The 16,721-nt window shown below is 71.7% G+C and carries 15 protein-coding genes; 6 read left to right on the top strand and 9 right to left on the bottom strand.

Translation table 11 applies throughout. The features are described from left to right. Positions 1–13 precede the first annotated feature (13 nt). Positions 14–1,390, bottom strand: coding sequence for a D-inositol-3-phosphate glycosyltransferase (gene mshA / locus ACFYPN_RS26100; RefSeq protein WP_358759289.1), 1,377 nt, complete (start codon positions 1,388–1,390; stop codon positions 14–16). A gap of 273 nt (positions 1,391–1,663) precedes the next feature. Here mshA and ACFYPN_RS26105 point away from each other — a divergent pair, with 273 nt between their 5' ends. The 3 genes from ACFYPN_RS26105 to ACFYPN_RS26115 all read left to right on the top strand — a co-directional run bounded on the left by ACFYPN_RS26105 (position 1,664) and on the right by ACFYPN_RS26115 (position 5,584). Continuing rightward, positions 1,664–2,446 (top strand): class I SAM-dependent methyltransferase, encoded by a 783-nt coding sequence (locus ACFYPN_RS26105; protein WP_389301423.1) that lies wholly within the window; start codon positions 1,664–1,666, stop codon positions 2,444–2,446. 231 nt (positions 2,447–2,677) lie between these two features. Further along, positions 2,678–3,745 carry an NlpC/P60 family protein gene (locus tag ACFYPN_RS26110; RefSeq protein ID WP_358759285.1) on the top strand — a complete coding sequence of 356 codons (1,068 nt, stop codon included), beginning with the start codon at positions 2,678–2,680 and terminating at the stop codon, positions 3,743–3,745. 321 nt (positions 3,746–4,066) lie between these two features. Continuing rightward, positions 4,067–5,584 carry a SpoIIE family protein phosphatase gene (locus ACFYPN_RS26115; RefSeq protein ID WP_358759283.1) on the top strand — a complete coding sequence of 506 codons (1,518 nt, stop codon included), beginning with the start codon at positions 4,067–4,069 and terminating at the stop codon, positions 5,582–5,584. Here ACFYPN_RS26115 and ACFYPN_RS26120 read toward each other — a convergent pair. The 4 genes from ACFYPN_RS26120 to ACFYPN_RS26135 all read right to left on the bottom strand — a co-directional run bounded on the left by ACFYPN_RS26120 (position 5,566) and on the right by ACFYPN_RS26135 (position 8,669). Next, on the bottom strand, positions 5,566–5,901 hold the full coding sequence (locus ACFYPN_RS26120; RefSeq protein WP_358759281.1) for a DUF2516 family protein: 336 nt from the start codon (positions 5,899–5,901) through the stop codon (positions 5,566–5,568). The genes ACFYPN_RS26115 and ACFYPN_RS26120 overlap by 19 nt on opposite strands. Before the next feature lie 194 nt (positions 5,902–6,095). Then, positions 6,096–6,767, bottom strand: coding sequence for a hypothetical protein (locus ACFYPN_RS26125; RefSeq protein WP_358759280.1), 672 nt, complete (start codon positions 6,765–6,767; stop codon positions 6,096–6,098). Positions 6,768–6,785: 18 nt separating this feature from the next. After that, a complete protein-coding gene (locus ACFYPN_RS26130) occupies positions 6,786–7,283 on the bottom strand; it encodes a helix-turn-helix transcriptional regulator (protein WP_358759278.1) in 498 nt (165 codons plus the stop codon). A 267-nt stretch (positions 7,284–7,550) separates the two neighbouring features. Next, positions 7,551–8,669: an FAD-dependent oxidoreductase gene (locus ACFYPN_RS26135; RefSeq protein ID WP_389301429.1), complete on the bottom strand. Its 1,119-nt coding sequence runs from the start codon at positions 8,667–8,669 to the stop codon at positions 7,551–7,553. A 58-nt stretch (positions 8,670–8,727) separates the two neighbouring features. Between ACFYPN_RS26135 and ACFYPN_RS26140 the strand changes: the two genes are divergently transcribed. Further along, entirely contained in the window at positions 8,728–9,420 is a 693-nt protein-coding gene (locus ACFYPN_RS26140) for a TetR/AcrR family transcriptional regulator (protein WP_389301432.1), read from the top strand. Positions 9,421–9,735: 315 nt separating this feature from the next. On the opposite strand, the gene ACFYPN_RS26145 is transcribed toward ACFYPN_RS26140, so the two are convergent. Continuing rightward, positions 9,736–10,155, bottom strand: coding sequence for an NAD(P)-dependent oxidoreductase (locus tag ACFYPN_RS26145; RefSeq protein WP_389301435.1), 420 nt, complete (start codon positions 10,153–10,155; stop codon positions 9,736–9,738). Positions 10,156–10,566: 411 nt separating this feature from the next. Here ACFYPN_RS26145 and ACFYPN_RS26150 point away from each other — a divergent pair, with 411 nt between their 5' ends. Continuing rightward, positions 10,567–11,175, top strand: coding sequence for an SMI1/KNR4 family protein (locus ACFYPN_RS26150; RefSeq protein ID WP_389301438.1), 609 nt, complete (start codon positions 10,567–10,569; stop codon positions 11,173–11,175). A 393-nt stretch (positions 11,176–11,568) separates the two neighbouring features. Next, positions 11,569–12,648, top strand: a complete 1,080-nt coding sequence (locus ACFYPN_RS26155) for a MerR family transcriptional regulator (protein ID WP_389301441.1) — start codon at positions 11,569–11,571, stop codon at positions 12,646–12,648. 275 nt (positions 12,649–12,923) lie between these two features. Here the strand turns inward: ACFYPN_RS26155 and rox are convergent, their stop codons facing one another. The 3 genes from rox to ACFYPN_RS26170 form a co-directional block, all read right to left on the bottom strand. Next, positions 12,924–14,351: a rifampin monooxygenase gene (gene rox, locus ACFYPN_RS26160; RefSeq protein ID WP_389301443.1), complete on the bottom strand. Its 1,428-nt coding sequence runs from the start codon at positions 14,349–14,351 to the stop codon at positions 12,924–12,926. A 281-nt stretch (positions 14,352–14,632) separates the two neighbouring features. Beyond that, entirely contained in the window at positions 14,633–15,205 is a 573-nt protein-coding gene (locus ACFYPN_RS26165) for a hypothetical protein (protein WP_389301446.1), read from the bottom strand. A gap of 120 nt (positions 15,206–15,325) precedes the next feature. Continuing rightward, a complete protein-coding gene (locus ACFYPN_RS26170; protein ID WP_358759260.1) occupies positions 15,326–16,579 on the bottom strand; it encodes a GNAT family N-acetyltransferase in 1,254 nt (417 codons plus the stop codon). Positions 16,580–16,721 lie beyond the last annotated feature (142 nt).

Raw genomic sequence — 16,721 nt, forward strand, 5'->3', positions numbered from 1 at the left:
CGGTGCCGGGCGTTCAGCCCTGGCGGGAGCGGACCCGGCGGCGGTGGTCCTGCATCGCGCCGGTGTACACCTCGGCGGTCGCGGCGGCGGCGGTCCCCCAGCCGAAGGACTGCGCGTGCGCGGCGGCGGCGGCGCCCATGTGTCCGACGAGCTCCGGCGTGCGGACGAACTTCTCGAGCGCCAGCGCGTACGCCTCGGGGTCGTGCCCCGGGATCAGGAAGCCGCTCACGCCGTCCCGCACCGCCACCGGCAGCCCGCCCACGGCCGCCGCGACGACCGGAGTACCGACGGCCTGGGCCTCTATGGCGACCAGCCCGAAGGACTCGTTGTACGAGGGCATGACCAGCACGGACGCGGCCCGGAACCAGTCGGCGAGCTGGTCCTGTCCGACCGGCGGCTGGAACCGTACGACATCGGCGACGCCGAGCCGGGCCGCCAGCTTGTGGAGCACCTCCGGCTTGGCGAGGCCCGTACCGCTGGGGCCGCCCACCACCGGTACGACGATCCGGGACCGGAGCGACGGATCGCGTTCCAGGAGTACGGCCACTGCCCGCAGCAGCACGTCCGGCGCCTTCAGGGGCTGGATGCGCCCGGCGAAGAGCGGGATCAGCGCGTCCTGGGGCAGCCCGAGCCGGGCGCGCGCGGCGGCCCGCCCGTCGGCCGGGCAGAAACGCTCCAGGTTCACGCCGGGGTGTACGACGGCGACGGAAGCCGGGTCGGCGTCGTAGAAGCGGACGAGCTCGTCGGCTTCCTCCGCCGTGTTGGCGATCAGCCGGTCCGCCGCGTCGACGATCTGGCTCTCCCCGATGACCCGGGCGGCCGGTTCGGGGGTGTCGCCCTCCGCCAGGGAAGCGTTCTTGACCTTCGCCATGGTGTGCATGGCGTGGACCAACGGGACGCCCCAGCGCTGGGCGGCCAGCCAGCCGACCTGGCCGGACAGCCAGTAGTGGGAGTGCACGAGGTCGTAGTAACCGGGGCGGTGGCCGGCCCACGCCTGCATCACACCGTGGGTGAAGGCGCAGAGCTGCGCGGGCAGGTCCTCCTTGCGGAGTCCCTCGTACGGCCCCGCGTCGACGTGCCGGACCAGCACCCCGGGAGCCATCTCGACCGCCGGGGGGAGGGAGCCGGTGGTGGCCCGGGTGAAGATCTCCACCTCGATGTTGATCTCGGCGAGGCGCCTGGCCAGCTCCACGATGTAGACGTTCATGCCGCCGGCGTCACCGGTACCGGGCTGGTGGAGCGGCGAGGTGTGCACGGAGAGCATCGCGACCCTGCGCGGCTTGCGGTGCCCGCCGGTGAACCCGGCCGCCAGTCCGCTGCCGCGACCACCCGGGAACCGCAGGCGCGGCGTCACGCGACCGGCGCCGGGACGGGAGACGTCACGACTCACGTCGTCCGGACCTCCTCGCTCGGGGCATGCCATGGAAGGGGACAGTCATCCCCTCGCAGGCGGAACAGCGGACCGCGCCCGATTCATTTCCGTCTTTGCCAAATCGTTGCCCTGGTGTGTCAACCTCAGGCGCCTTTCCTTGCCGGAGGTGTCGTTCTGCCCCTTGCGTCTCGCAGTCACCGTCCTTCGCGGGCACCGCCCCCCGACCGCGTCGCCCCGCGCCCGCCCCGCCACGTACGCGGCGCTCCCGCCCCGCCACGTACGCTCAACCTCATGCACCAGCGCCCCATCGGCACCGTGACCCGCGGGACCACCAACCCCAACCGTCTCCGCCGCATGGACCGCTGGATCGCCGCCACGCACGGCCCCGCGCTGCGGCGCGCGGACTCCCCCGTAGCGGTGGACCTCGGCTACGGCGCCGCCCCTTGGACCGCCGTGGAACTCCTCGCCCGGCTGCGGACCGTCGCCCCGCACACCCGCGTGGTCGGCGTCGAAATCGACCCGGAGCGGGTCGCGGCGGCACGGCCGTACGCGCGCGAAGGGCTCACCTTCCGGCACGGCGGCTTCGAGGTCCCCCTCGCCGAGCCGCCGGCCCTCATCAGGGCGGCGAACGTGCTGCGCCAGTACGACGAGGACCAGGTCGCCGCGGTCTGGGAGCGCCTGTGCGCACGGCTCGCCCCGGACGGGCTGCTGGTGGAGGGCACCTGCGACGAGATCGGGCGCCGGCACGTCTGGGTGGCGCTCGGACCACAGGGCCCCCGCACGGTGACGTTCGCCGCGCGGCTCGGTTCGCTGGACCGGCCCTCGGACCTCGCCGAGCGCCTCCCCAAGGCGCTGATCCACCGGAACGTGCCCGGCGAGCCGGTGCACGCCTTCCTCCGCGACTTCGACCGGGCCTGGGCGACCGCCGCCCCGTACGCCTCCCTGGGCGCACGCCAGCGCTGGATCGCCGCCGCGCGCTCGCTCGCGGCCGTCTGGCCCGTGCGCGACGACGTACGCCGCTGGCGCCAGGGCGAACTCACCGTGGCCTGGAAGGCGCTGCGCCCGGGCGGCTGAACCCGGGTGGCGCGCCGCGCCGCGTGCGGGACGTGCGGCGTGCGGGACGTGCGGCGTGCGGCACGTCCCGCGTGCGGTCGTCGCGGGCTTGTGACGCGCCCTTCTTCCGGCCCCCCTGTTGCTTTTCGGGACGGCATGGCACGATCGCGACGTTGCCGGGAAGTTACTGACGGTCAGTCATATGAGTGCTATCGGGCCTTTGCTCCAAGGTGCCGGAGGGGGAGTTCGTCCGTGAAACGACGTCACTGTGCCGCAGCCGCACTCACGGTGGTCTGCGCGCTCGCCGTACTCTCCGCCCCGGTGCAGGCCTGGGCAGCCCCCGCGCCGGTCCCCTCGGCCACTCCGGCCACCCCGCCCCCCGGCACGAAGTCCCTCGCCGAGGTGCGCGAGGAGATCGACCTGCTGTACCGGAAGGCCGAGGCCGCGACCGACGCGTACAACCTGGCCGAGAAGCAGGTGGCGAAGCAGACCGCCGAGCTGGACGACCTGGGGCGCGCCATCGACGAGGGCCGGCAGAAGATCGCCCGGCTGAAGGACCTGGCCGGCGCCCAGGCCCGGGAGCAGTACCGCAACGCCGGCCTGCCACCGGGCACCCAGCTCGTCCTCAGCAGTGACCCCCGGCTCTTCCTCTACGGCCTCAACCAGATACGCCAGAGCGAGCAGGCCTCCGACTCCGTGCTGGCCGATCTGACGCGCGCCCAGGCCGACTTGGAGCTGTACACCGAGGACGCGCAGGTCAACTGGGACGAGCTGGAGGCCGGTCGCGTCGAGCAGGCCCGGGCGAAGACGGAGATCAACGCCCGGATCGACGAGGCGGAGAAGCTCGAAGCGCGGCTGGAGAAGGAGGAGCGCACCCGCCTCCTCGAACTGGAGAAGCAGGCGCAGGCAGCCGCCCAGTCCTCCTGGCTCAGCTCCGGCGCCCTCAAGGACATCAACCGCGAGGCGAGCCCCAGCGGCAAGGCCGCCGTGAAGTTCGCGCTCGCCCAGATCGGCAAGCCGTACGTCTGGGGAGCCGAGGGACCCGACTCGTACGACTGCTCCGGGCTCACGTCGCAGGCGTGGGCGGCGGCGAAGCGGCCCATCCCCCGTACCTCGCAGGAGCAGTGGGCCCAGCTCACGCACATCGCCATCGGGGAGATGCGCCCCGGCGATCTGATCATCTACCACAGCGACGCCACCCACGTCGGGATGTACATCGGCGGCGGCATGGTGGTCCACGCCCCGCGCCCCGGGCGAAACGTCACTCTGACGGGGGCGGGCTCGATGGAGATCCTCGGCGTGGTGCGGCCGGACGCGTAGGAGTCGTCCCTCGGCGGGGTCTCCGGCGTTCGTCGTACCGTCGCGCGCCGGCGCGCGATCCGGCCCGTGCGGGGGCGTGTGACCCACTCCCCCCACGCGTACGCGCCCGCGTGATGTTTGTCATGGCTCACGTGCCCGGCCGGAGGGCTCATCGCGCCGGATCCGTGCCAGGACGCGGCTTATGACTGCGCACCTGACTCCGGCGTGTCCCGCGGCGCCATTCCGCTCCCGCCCCGCCGACCGCTATGGTCCCGGTCTGGCAGGTCGTCGATCGTCGTCCCGCCCGCGCCCTCGGGGGGAGGGAAGGAAACCCGGAAGCCGATGCCCGCACCCGTACCTCAGCAGCGTGGCGTACCCGCTGCGGAGACCACCAATGGAGCCGACCTCACCCTGTTGGTGATCCAGGACGACCCCACGGGCACCTTCTCCCTCCCGGACCTTCCCGCGGCGGCGGGCACCCGGGTCCGCGTCCGTACCGCCCGCAACCTCACCGAGGCGGGCCGGCTCCTCACCGACGACGTCGACTGCATCCTGCTCGACCTCTCGCTGCCCGGCGGCACCGGCGCACGCCCCACGGCGACCGGCGGCACCGCGTCCGCCCATGCGTCCGCGCCCACGGCCGACACGCCGGTGGACGGCGAAGACGGCTCCGGGCGCGCCGATGAGCTGGCGGCGCTCCTGCACGTACTGCGGATCGCGCCCCGGCACGCCGTGCTCGCACTCACCGCCGAGAACGACGCGGAACTGGCGGCGGAGGCGGTACGCGTCGGTGCGCAGGACTACCTCTTCCGCGACGAGCTCGATGCCCGACTGCTGAGCCGCGCCATCCGGTACGCCGTACAGCGCAAGCGCGCGGACATCGCCCAGCACCAGCTGACCGAGTCCCGGCTGCGCGCCCAGGAGAACGCCCGTCTGGAACGCGGCCTGCTGCCCACCCCGCTGCTGAACGGCTCCGACCTCGGCTTCGCCGCGCGCTACCGCCCCGGCCGCAGCCGCGCGCTGCTGGGTGGCGACTTCTACGACACCGTCCGCACGCCGGACGGCACCGTGCACGCGATGATCGGCGACGTCTGCGGCCACGGCCCCGACGAGGCCGCCCTCGGCGTCGAGCTGCGCATAGCGTGGCGGGCCCTCACGCTGGCCGGGCTCTGCGGTGACGAACTGCTCTCCACGCTCCAGCAGGTCCTGGAGCACGAGCGGCAGAGCGAGGAGATCTTCGCGACCCTCTGCACCGTGGACATCGCCCCCGACGGCCGTCGCGCCGGGCTCTGCCTCGCCGGACACCCGGCACCGCTGATCTCCCGGGCGGGGCGCGCGGCGCGCCTCCTGCCCTTCGACGACGGCGGACCGGCGCTCGGGCTGTTGCCGCGCGCCCGGTGGCCACGACGTCAGGTCGAGCTGGGTGGCGCCTGGCAGTTGATGATGTACACGGACGGGCTGATCGAGGGCCGCGTCGGCCAGGGCAACCAGCGCCTCGGCCAGGACGGCATGGTCGCCATGGTCGACGCGCACCTGACCAAGGGGCTGCGCGGCGAGGAGTTGCTGGACGCCGCGGTCGCCCAGGTGCGGGAGCTGAACGGCGGCGAACTCACCGACGACGTGGCCGTCCTGTTGCTCTCCCGCGACCGGGACGAGAACCGGGACAGGACCCGGGACAAGGACCGGGCGCGCGACCGCGAGCGGGACCGGACGCGCGAACGGGGCAGGCTCGCCGTGCGAACCCACCCCGTGCCGTCGTCCGCCGGGTCGGCTGCCGCTCCGGCGGCACCGCCCGTCGTGCCTGTCGTACCCGTCGTGCCTGTTGCGCCTGTCGTACCCGCTCAGCGTCCGCCGTTGTAGGGGCCGTACGGTCCGTCGCTGCTGGACCCGCCGCGGCGGTTGCCGCCACCGGAGACCGCCTTGAGCGCGGGCCGCACGTCCACCAGGAACACGATGGACGCGACCGTCGCCGCGAGGACCAGGAAGAGCACCGGCACGAAGAGGTTCACGACCACGGCTGCGGCGAGCAGGATCACCCAGAACTTCTTCGTCTTCTTGTCGGACGCCCGGTAGGCGTCCTCGCGCGCGAGGGACGCGAAGACCAGGGCCAGCACGGCCAGGACGAGCATGAGCATGTACAGCAGCCAGACGAATGTGTGGAATCCGCTGAGCAGCATGGTGTGCACCGCCTCGTAGTGGGTGAGCGCCTTCCGGCACCTGCGACAACCGTACCGAAACGACGGACGGGCCACGGGTCACGATGCCCGCTCCACGCGGGAACACGCCCCTGGGTGAAACGAGTCGCCGGCCCGGCCCGTGGCGCGAACGCCGGGGCGGGCCGCCCTTCCGGCGCCCGCCCCGGTTCGCTCCGCTACTTCGCGGGCGGTGTGGACTTCTTCGCCGTCGCCTTGCGCGGCGCGGGCGCCTGCTTCGCCGAAGCGGCCTTCGCCTCGGCCGGCTCGGCGGCGGGAGCGGGCTTCACGGCCACCGGCTTCACCACGGCCGGCTTCACGGCGTCCGGCTTCACGGCGCCCGGGGCCGGCTGGGCCGCCGCCGGCTTCGCGGCGGGGCTCGGCGCGGCGGGCTTGGTGTCCGCCTCCACGACGGCGGCGATCTCGACGATCTCGTCGGCCGCCTCCCCGCGCCACGCCTTCACGCTCTGCTCGCCGCGCTCGGCGACCTTCTCGTACGCCTCACGGGCCCGTACCGCGTACTCGGCGGCCACGCCGATGCTCCGCAGCGCCAGGTCCTGCGCCGTCTCACCCAGCTTGCGCAGGTCCGTGTCGAACGAGCCGATCACCTCGGTGACCTTGGCCTGGACGCTGGCCTGCGCCTCCCGGGCCTGCGTGGACACCTTCTCCTGCACGGCCTTGGGGTCGGTGCTGCGGACCGCCTCGAACCGCTCGGGCGCCTCGGCCCGCAGCTGCTCGATCAGCCCCGGCACCTTGCGCGCCTGCTCCACGGCGAGCTCGGCCGTACCGGCGGCGAAGTAGAGGGGGGTGGGGTCGGTGAGGGTCTTGCGCAGGTCATCGGTGATGGCCATGACTGTGGTCCTCCCGGATCAAGGTTCGTTGTGAGGGTCTGCGGCATCGCCGCCCCCGGACGTACGGGGGTCGCGGGCGCTCGCGGTGTCGTGGTCTCCCACGCCGGCCCCGTGAGGGGTATCGGTGTCCGTATCGATATCCGTATCAGCGGAAACGTCCGAATCGGGGACGAAACCGTTCTCCCGGCGGAACGAGTCGTAGATCTGCAGCAGCACGTTCTTCTGCCGCTCGTTGATCGACGGATCGGCCATGATCACCGCCCGCGTCTCCAACTCGTCCCGCTCCCGCTCGTCCAGGATCCCGGCCCGTACGTACAGCGTCTCGGCCGAGATCCGCAGCGCCTTCGCAACCTGCTGGAGCACCTCCGCACTGGGCTTGCGCAGGCCGCGTTCGATCTGGCTGAGATACGGATTGGACACCCCGGCGGCATCCGCGAGCTGCCGCAGCGAGAGCTGCGCGCTACGGCGCTGCTCCCGGAGGTACTCGCCCAGGTTGCCGACGTTGAGTGATGCCATGACTCGATGATGCGGCGAAGCTGCTAACAATTGCAAGCGGTTGCTTGCAAAAGTGTGGTGCGTGTCGCGCGGAGCCTGCTGAGCCTGGGGCGAAGTTGTCGCCTCACCGTCCCGCGAGGACGATCGGACCAGTGGCGGTAGCGGGTTGAGGGTCGCGCTCCGCGACAGGCCCCTGACGGCGGTTCTGCCGGAAGGGACGGCGACGGCGCCGTACCGTCCCGTGAAGCCGGGGCGAGCCGTTGGTGCTGGTGCTCTCGCACTGGGCGGTCAGGATGGCTGGACCTGGTCGAAGAGAGCGAGAGCTTCGGCGGGGTCCTGGCTCACGAGGCGTTCCAGACCGGCCGCCGTGATCTTCGCCCACCTGCCGGCCCGCGCCCACATGTGTTCCTCGAAGGCGCGGACGATCTCGTCCAGATCTTCAGGGCCGGTGGCGATGGCCTCGGCGAGTTCGGCGCCATCCAGCATCGCGAGGTTCGCGCCCGCCCCCAAAGGGGGCATCAGGTGCGCGGCGTCGCCCAGGAGCGTCACCCCGGGGATGTGGGTCCAGGTGTGGGACACAGGCAGGACATGGAGGGGGCGGTGGACGAAAGCGGTGCCGTGACGGAGGAGGTCGAGGAACGGAGCGGCCCAGCCGTCGAACAGGGCGAACAGGCTCGACCGCACGGCCTCGGCATCGGCCAGGTCCAGGTGCGTGTGCCAGTCCAGCGGCGCGCGGAACTGGGCGTACACCTTGACGTGGCCGCCGCTGTTCCGCTGGGCGACGAGAGCTCGGTTCACGCCGTACACAGCCATGGAGCCGTCACCGATCAGCCGGGCGAGGTCGGGGTGGCGGGTGTCGACGTCGTCGAGGGAGGTCTCGACATAGGTGACGCCGGTGTAGTGCGGTGTCGCCGGCGAGACTGCCGGGCGGACCCGCGACCAGGCGCCGTCCGCGCCGACCACGAGGTCGAACGTCTCCTGTCGCCCGTCCGCGGAGTGGACGATTACGCCGTCCCGGGGCCCCGGCACCACCTGCGTTACGCTCCACCCCCACTGGATGTCGAGAGGGCCGAGCAGCAGGTCGCGGAGTTGTCCGCGGTCGATCTCGGGATTGGCCCGGTCATCCGGACCGGGTTGCCAGTCTCGCAGGACGGTCCCGGCCGTATCCAGGATGCGCATGGCCTGCCCCTCGGGACGGGCCAGCATCTGAAACTCCGCCAGCAGCCCCGCCTTGTCCAGAGCGAGCTGGCCCAGCCCTTCCTGCAGGTCCAGCGTGCCGCCCGGGGGGCGGGTGTCGGGGGCGGAATCGCGTTCGAGGACGGTGACGGGGTGGCCACGGCGGTGCAGGACGCGGGCGAAAGTAAGGCCGGCAGGACCACTGCCGACCACTGCGATTCGGTGTCTCATGCCGATACACTGTATTTCCTCGTTACATCGCATCGCAATGGTTGCGTACGGTGTGACCATGACTGTCTGGGACCGGCCTGAGCCGCCGACTCAACCCGTGCCGCTCGCCCGGGGGCGGATCGTCGCCGCCGCCATCGCGCTTGCCGACGAGGGCGGGCTGGAGGCGGTGTCGGTCCGCAAGGTGGCCGCCCGTCTGGACGCGGGCCCTATGCGGCTGTACAGATACATCTCCAGCAAGGAGGAGCTGTTCGACCTCATGGTGGACGAGGTCCAGGCCGAGATCCTCCCCGAGGAACAGCCCGGTGACTGGCGGGAGGCGCTGCGCGTCCTCGCCCAGCGCACCAGGAAGGCCGCTCTCCGCCACGCATGGCTGGCCGATCTGCTCGGCGGTCGCCCGGTCATGGGTCCGAACGGCCTCGCCGTGGCCGAGGCCACGCTGTCTGCCTTCGACAGCCTCACCGACATCGACACCGTCATGCGCGCCGTGGAGATGGTCAACGCCTACTCCATCGGTGCGATCAGGCGGGAGACCGCAAACCTGCGGGCCGAGCGCGTCACGGGCCTGTCCAAGCACGACTGGCAGCGCGCCCACGGTCCGCACATGACGAGCATGTTGGCCACGGGTCGCTTCCCGGCACTGTCCAGGGTTGTGTACGACGGCACGGACGTGGACGCTCAGACATCCTTCACCATCGGCCTGGACTGGGTCCTCGACGCCGTGGCCGCCAAACTCACCGGGCCGTCGGCGTGACGACGTCCTACAGGACGAGTCCCACCAGAACCGAAAACACCAGGACGCGGCCGTGCCGTCCGACAGAACAAGTGGGACCGTCCCAGCTCGCCCACACGCCGGCTCGCCACCGCGCAGATCCACTGGACCGCCCGGCTTCGGAACCGCCCCAGCAGAACTGACAAGGCCCAGCTCGGAGACACCTCATCCCTTCAGATCTTCTGGGACGGCCGCGAAGTGTCCGTTCCCCGTGCTTGCGAGGATTCCCCGCTGGATCTGCTCGGCGAAGTGAACGAGTCCCCATCGACCTGCGTGGCGACGCCTCCAGGGGTTGGCCTACGGGCGTCGCGCGAGGAACCCGGATTCCTTGCCCGTTCGGCCGGGCCTCCCGCGAACGCTTTCTGCCTCATGGCCCTGCGCGATCAGCTCCGTCTCGACGGTCACCACGGGCACACCGTCCGGGCGTCCGGCGAGCAAGGCTGCGATGTGGTCCGCGCATCGGATCGCCGCCGTAGCCATGGCGGCCTTGGTCATCCCGGCAAGGTGCGGGGTGAGCAGGGCGTTCGGCAGGCCGAAGAGCGGCGAGGCGAAGGTGGCGTGCTCGTGCTCGAAGGTGTCGACGGCTGCCGCCGCGAGGGGGTGTTCCGCGTCGCCCAGTGCGTCGGCCAACGCCTGCTCGTCGACGATCCCATCCCGGGCGGTGTTGAGCAGGATCGATCCCGACCGCATCGCTGCCAGCTCCGACCGACCGATCATCCCGCCGGAGGTTCAGCGTGACGGCCAGCCCGTGGCCCAGCAGACGCTCCAGCTCCCGGTCGAGCAACTGGCCAGGAGCCGCGTCCAACAACAGGACTCGCATCCGTTCCACCTGATCCCCCTCCCCAGTTTCCTGGACCCTACTGCGGTGGAGGAACTGGCCGCGAGAAACCGCTGACCCGCCCTACCTGCGTGCCAAAGCCCTGCCCGATACCGCACCTACATGACGACCTGGCTGGAGGCCGGCGGGCGGATGACTTCCCTGACGGCCGATGTCCGGACCTTCCTCGCTGCGGAGTAGGGAGTCCCGGTGGGCCGCCCGTCGCTCACGGCCGACTTGCTCGTCCGACCGGGGCCGCCTTCGCCGGCGCGGAAACGCACCGGTCCACCCTTCCTGAGAAACTTCCGACCATGACCTCGATTGATCACGGAGTGCGGAAGTCGTGGGACCGTATCGAAGCCTGGTTCGAAGAGCGTCTCCACCGGACGCCGGTAAGGGCTGCTACGGACCAGGGGTGGCTCCGTGCGATCGAGTCGCGCCTCGGGACAGCACTCCCCACCGAAGTGCACGACTGGTGGATGCTGGATCGCGTCCGCGCGGACTACTGGATCCCTGGATCGTTCGCTCCGGTGGACGTGGAGGAAGCCCTGGAAACGAGAGAGATCTGGTTGCAGGTGGCGGAAGAGGAAGGGGCCTCGTTCGACGCGAACGGCGAGCCAGAACCGCGGTTCCTTCCGTCGTTCCTGCCGATCGCGTTGAGTCCTGGCGGTGACGGGCTCGTCGTCGACCTACGGCTCGGTGATTCCTACGGCGCGGTTCTCCTGTGGGACCACGAGACATGGGTACTCGGAGTGCCGCTGTGGGATTCGGTGACGTCCATGCTCCGGGACATCGCTGCCGCTCTCGAATCAGGGACGCCCGCCCTGCTCCGGCACGCCGCCATGGGCGGCACGGAAAAGGCGTGTGTCGCTCTCGTGGACGAGGCGGGCGGTCTGGTGTGGGAAGCGGCAGACCACTGAACACACGTCCTACCGCCCATCCGGATCGGCTCGTCGACGGTGCCGGCGTCCTGACCGACGACGCGGTACGGCCCGAAATCCGCCATCACTCCACACACTTGACCACCCCCGCGAGACCGGGCTCTCCGCACGCCGTCTGCTGGCCGCGCTGGACCGGCGCGAGGACTTCCGGTGCGTCCGCCTGGCGTGGTCGAGCGGGCTGCTGATGGCGGTACGTACGGCCTGACCGACGGGTGGGCCGGGAGCCCTGGCCGGACCGGGCTGCACCGCCCGGCGCGCAGGTACGGGGAGAGCGCCCGCGGGTCGGGCCAAACCCCTGGTTGACCTTCCCCCTGGGGCAGCCCACAGCATCGGTGGTGCCGGACAACACGCCCGGCACGAGGAGGAACGAGCATGGGGCTGCTGACCATCGGGACATTCGCAAAGGCGTCCCGGCTGTCGCCGAAGGCGTTGCGTCTCTACGACGAACTCGGGCTGCTGCCACCCGCGCACGTCGACCCCGCATCCGGCTACCGGTTCTACGCGCCGGAGCAGTTGGAGCGAGCCCGGCTGGTCGCGTGGCTCCGGCGGCTGGGAATGCCCCTCGCCCGCATCCAGCGGGTCTGCGCGCTGGACGCGGTTGCGGCAGCCCAGGAGATCCGCGTGTTCTGGGCGCAGGTCGAAGCCGACACAGCCGCGCGGCGGGACCTCGCTTCGTTCCTCGTCGATCACCTCTCCGGGAAGGACCCCACCATGTCCCCGATCGCCGAACCCCTCACCATCCGTTACGCCGCCCTCTCCGACCGGGGCCTGATCCGTGAGAGCAATCAGGACACCGCGTACGCCGGACCGCGCCTGCTCGCCGTGGCCGATGGCTTCGGCAGTCACGGAGCACCTGCGAGCGCCGCCGCCGTCGAGGCCCTCAAGCACCTGCAGACCGAGAGCATCCCGGTCGGTGACCTCCTCAACGTCCTCGGAGACGCCGCAGAACAGGCGGCCCGAACCGTCAACGACGCCACCCAGCAAGCGGATTCGACTGACGCAGACGGAGGCACCACGCTCACCGCGATGCTCTGGACCGGCTCGCGACTGGCCCTCGTCCACATCGGTGACTCCCGCGCACACCTCCTCCGGGACGGAGAACTCTTCCAGATCACGCATGACCACACCGTGGTGCAGTCGATGCTCGACGAGGGAAGCCTCGCTCCGGAGGAGGCCCTTTCACACCCCCAACGGTCGCTGCTGGTACGCGCCTTGGGCCAGGGTGCCGACGCCACCCCCGACGTGCGACTCCACGACGCCCGACGAGGAGACAGGTACCTGCTCTGCTCCGACGGCCTCTCGGCGGTGGTGCCGACCGGAGCGATCCACCGGGTGCTCTCCGAAAGCCGCGAGCCCGAGGAGGCGGTCCTCGCACTTGTCGCCCTCGCCAACGGAGCCGGTGGGCCCGACAACGTCAGTTGCGTGGTCGCCGACGTCGACGAACTCGGCTGAACCGGACCGGAACGCGTGCGGCGACCGGGACCGAGAACCCCCGCTCCACGGTCGGGCCTCGCCCGTAGTACCGGCGTCGGCGAGGATTTCCTCCGCCGCGGCTGACGCACCGGAAGGGCATGGGGCGCGTCAGCCGCGCGACGGCACCGGGCGCATCGCCCGGCACATCGACCTTCGACGCCACCACCGAAGTGGCCCGTAGGCCGTACACGCACCCCGCCGGAAACCCGGTCGCTCACGATGACCGCGAAGCGTACGCCACCCCCTCCCCACCCTCACCCGGTGGCGGCGCCGAACCACTGGGCGAGCCGGTCGCGCAGTTCCCGTTGGGCGTCGCCGACCCAGACCACATGGCCGTCCGGGCGTACCAGTACCGCGGGCACGTCCAGTTCGTCGCTGCCGTCGGCGACGTGGTCGACGCGGTCCGCCCAGCCGTCGACGGAGAGCCGGCCGGTCCGGTCGAGCAGCAGGCCGCGTCCGGCGTGCATCAGGCCGTAGAGGCGCCCCTGCTTCAGGTCCACGTCCCGCAGCCGCTTGCCGAGGAGGGCGTGGCCCTCGCCGAGGTCGTAACGGACCCCGATGGCAGTGATCTTCTCGATCAGCCGGTGGTTCACCACGTCGAAGTCCATCAGCTCCGAGAGCAGTCGGCGCACCGCCCGGGGGCCGGGGTCGGTGGACAACAGCACCATCTGCGCACGGGTGTTGTCGAGCACTTCGGCGGCCACGGGATGCCGCTCGGAGTGGTAGCTGTCCAACAACCCTTCGGGCGCCCAGCCGTTGACCTCGGCGGCGAGTTTCCAGCCCAGGTTGAACGCGTCCTGGATGCCGAGGTTGAGCCCCTGCCCCCCGGTCGGCGGATGGATGTGTGCCGCGTCGCCGGCCAGCAGCACCCGGCCGGTCCGGTAGCGCTCGGCCAGGCGGGTCGCGTCTCCGAAGCGGGAGAGCCAACGCGGTGAGTGCGCACCGAAGTCGGTTCCGGCGAAGTGCCGCAGCCGCTGCCTGAACTCCTCCAGGGTCGGCCCGGACGTACGGTCCTCGGCCACGCCCTCGGCGGGCACGATGGCGCGGAACACCCCGTCGCCGAGGGGCATCAGCCCGAACCGCAGCTGCGTCTTGCGGACTTCGGCGACCACCGAGCCGACCTCCGCCGGGGTGGACTCCAACTTCAACTCGCCCAACAGCGTTTCGACCCGGGCGGGTTCACCGGGGAAGCCGACCCCGAGCAGCTTGCGCACCACGCTGCGGCCCCCGTCGCAGCCGACGAGGTAGCGCGAGCGCAGTCGGGTACCGTCCGCGAGTTCGGCGGTCACCCCCTGGTCGTCCTGGCTCAGCCCGACCACCTCGTGGCCCCGCCGGATGTCGGCACCCAGCTCGACGGCGTGCTCGGCCAGCAGGCGTTCGGTCGTGGCCTGCGGGATGGCGAGTACGTACGAGTGCGCGGTGTCCAGGTGCTCGGGCCAGACCTTGCCGAGTCCGGCGAAGAACCCGCCCGAGGTGACCTGTGTGCCGAGCCGGAGGAACCGCTCCAGCAGCCCGCGCTGATCCATCACCTCGACGCTGCGCGCGTGCAGACCCTGCGAGCGGGACTGCCGGGTGGGCTCCAACTCCTTCTCCAGCACCACCACCCCCACACCGTGCAGCCGCAGCTCCGCGGCGAGCATCAGACCGGTCGGTCCGCCGCCGACCACGATCACGTCCGTCATGAGCACTCCAGTGAACGAGAAGAAGCGATGCCGGTTCACCCCGGCCGGACCACCGCCGGAAGCGACGCCCGGAGGGGCGCCCAGAGCGGTGGAAGTGGCGATTCTGCGGTACACGGGGGGCCTTGCCGCAAGCCCCCCGGTGCGCTATATCTTGAGAGTGGCAGGGAGAGTGTCCTCTTCCTGCCTTCGCTGTTTCCGCAGGCGGGACGCCTTCCGGGCGGCCGAACGAGCAGCCGGGCGCGCAGCCGAACGAGCAGCAGGGCGAGCCGTACGCACCCGGCCTACGCGCCACCGCAGCCGCCGCCACCGACCGCGCGCACCCACTCCGCGAGTGCCGCGAAGTCCGTCTCCGCCAGGCCGCGTCGGGGATCGACGCGGTGGAGAAGCCTGCACCCCGCGCAGTGACCGGCCACCCAGCGCCGGTCGATGTCGGTGATCTCGTCGTCCACCCAGATGAAGGGGCGCCCGGCCGCCAGGTCCACGAGCGTGCGGGTCTTCCAGTGGAGACCGCCCCGCTGGTCCGCGTCGTCCACGTCCTCCGGCCAGTCCACGACGGGAAGCGGCGGCAGCCCGAGCCACGGCGCGACGACGCGGTTCGCCTCCGCCATCCAGGTCGTCGCCCACACCAACTCGCATTCCAGCGAGAGGAGTCGGGGCCCGTACGCGGGATTGATCCTGGTCAGCAGCGGGTTCCCGTCGTCCTCCGGCCGCCCGGAGGACGAGCGGTACACCGGATACCCGCCCGGCAGCTCCTGCGGGGTCGCACCGAAGGGGATGAGAGGGCCGTCGACATCGAGGAAGAGCAGAGGCCGACGCCGGGGTCGAAGCGGGGATCGAGGCTCCGGAGCGTTCACGCCCGCACGATAACCGCCCGGACCCGCCGACTGCGCGAAGCCGCCCCGCCACCCGCAGCCACCTCAGCCGCCCCCGCCGTCACCGCCACGCCAGCCCGGTGACCCGGCGCGGGCATCCGCTCAGAACATGTCCGGGCACCACGGCCGGCGGGCCGTACGGAAGGTGCGGTCCGCCAGCGCGGCGGCTCCCGGGCGGTTCTCCTCGATCCGGCCCAGGGCGACCAGCCGCTCCACCGACTCGTCACCGAGCTGCACCGCGGCCAGGTCCCGCACGTCCAGGGTCAGATCGGCGCTCCGGGTGTCCGGCACGCACTCCGCGCCCTGCGGGGAGGCGTCCAGGCGGAAGACGCCGCCCGCGAGGCCGGCGGGGTCGCGGACGTCGAGGACGAGCGTGGCTTCCTGCGCGTACGTACGGGCCGCGAGCAGGCGCGCGGTGTCGAGCACCCGCATCCAGAGCCAGTCCGCGTGCGTGACCACCCGGGCCGCGCGGGGGTCGGGCAGCAGCAGCGGCAGCAGGTCGTCGGGGGCGCGCCCACCGGTGCGGACCGTGGTGATCCAGTCGATCGAGCAGACGAACCGCCAGAGGGCCTGCTCGGCCGCCGGGTTGGCCGCGATCAGCTGGCTCACCGTCGCGGTGTTGAGCGGCTGCTTGCGGTCGCCCCACTTGTCGTCGGCGCGGTACGTGACCAGGCCCTCGGGCTCGCCGGAGGCGGAGCGGTACAGGGCGTAGAAGGGCTCGGTCCACTTCTCCACCGCCGGCACCTCGACACCGGTGTGCCGGGTCCACCAGGAGGCCGGCCGGTCGACGACACCGTGCTGCCGGGCGGCCAGCCGGGCATGGATCTCCGGGCCCAGCTTCGTCACGTCCTCCGCCTCCACGCATTCGATCCGGCCGCCGTCCGGGGCGGCGGCGAGCGGGTCGTGGCGGTCCAGGCCGGAGCGGGTGACGTCCACCTCCCACTCGGTGATCGAGGTGGCGGGGCCGAAGCCGAAGCGCCCGTAGATCGGGTACTCGGCCGCGATCAGGGTGGCGGCCACCTCGCCGCGCTCCTTCGCCGCCGCGAGGTCCGTCGCCATCATCCGGCTCAGCAGGCCCCGCCTGCGGTGCGTGGGGGCGACCGTCACCCCACTGATCGCGTCCACCGCGACGTGCGCGCCGCCCGGCACCGTCAGCTCCTGGGCGAACGAGCGGAAGGTCGCCACGCACCGCCCGTCGTCGAAGGCACCCCGCACCCGTGAGAGGTCGGTGCGCGCCAGCCTCACCGCCGCATCCTGCTCCAGACCCTCCATCGAGCTCTCCAGAAACCCCCGTCGGACGGCCTTCAGCCATGCGGGGAACTCGGTCGCGGTGATCACTCGTATGTCCAGGCCCATACCGCCCACGCTAGGCGGCGGGCTCCGCCCTGTCTCCCGCATTTCGCCCGCCACCGCGCCGCCTCCGCACCGGAGAGCCTGGCTACGGACGCCCCCGTCGCCGGAGCACCTCCGTAAAGGAACGCTCATTCTTGACCGATCG

This window comes from Streptomyces sp. NPDC005576, assembly GCF_042871745.1.
Lineage (GTDB): Bacteria > Actinomycetota > Actinomycetes > Streptomycetales > Streptomycetaceae > Streptomyces.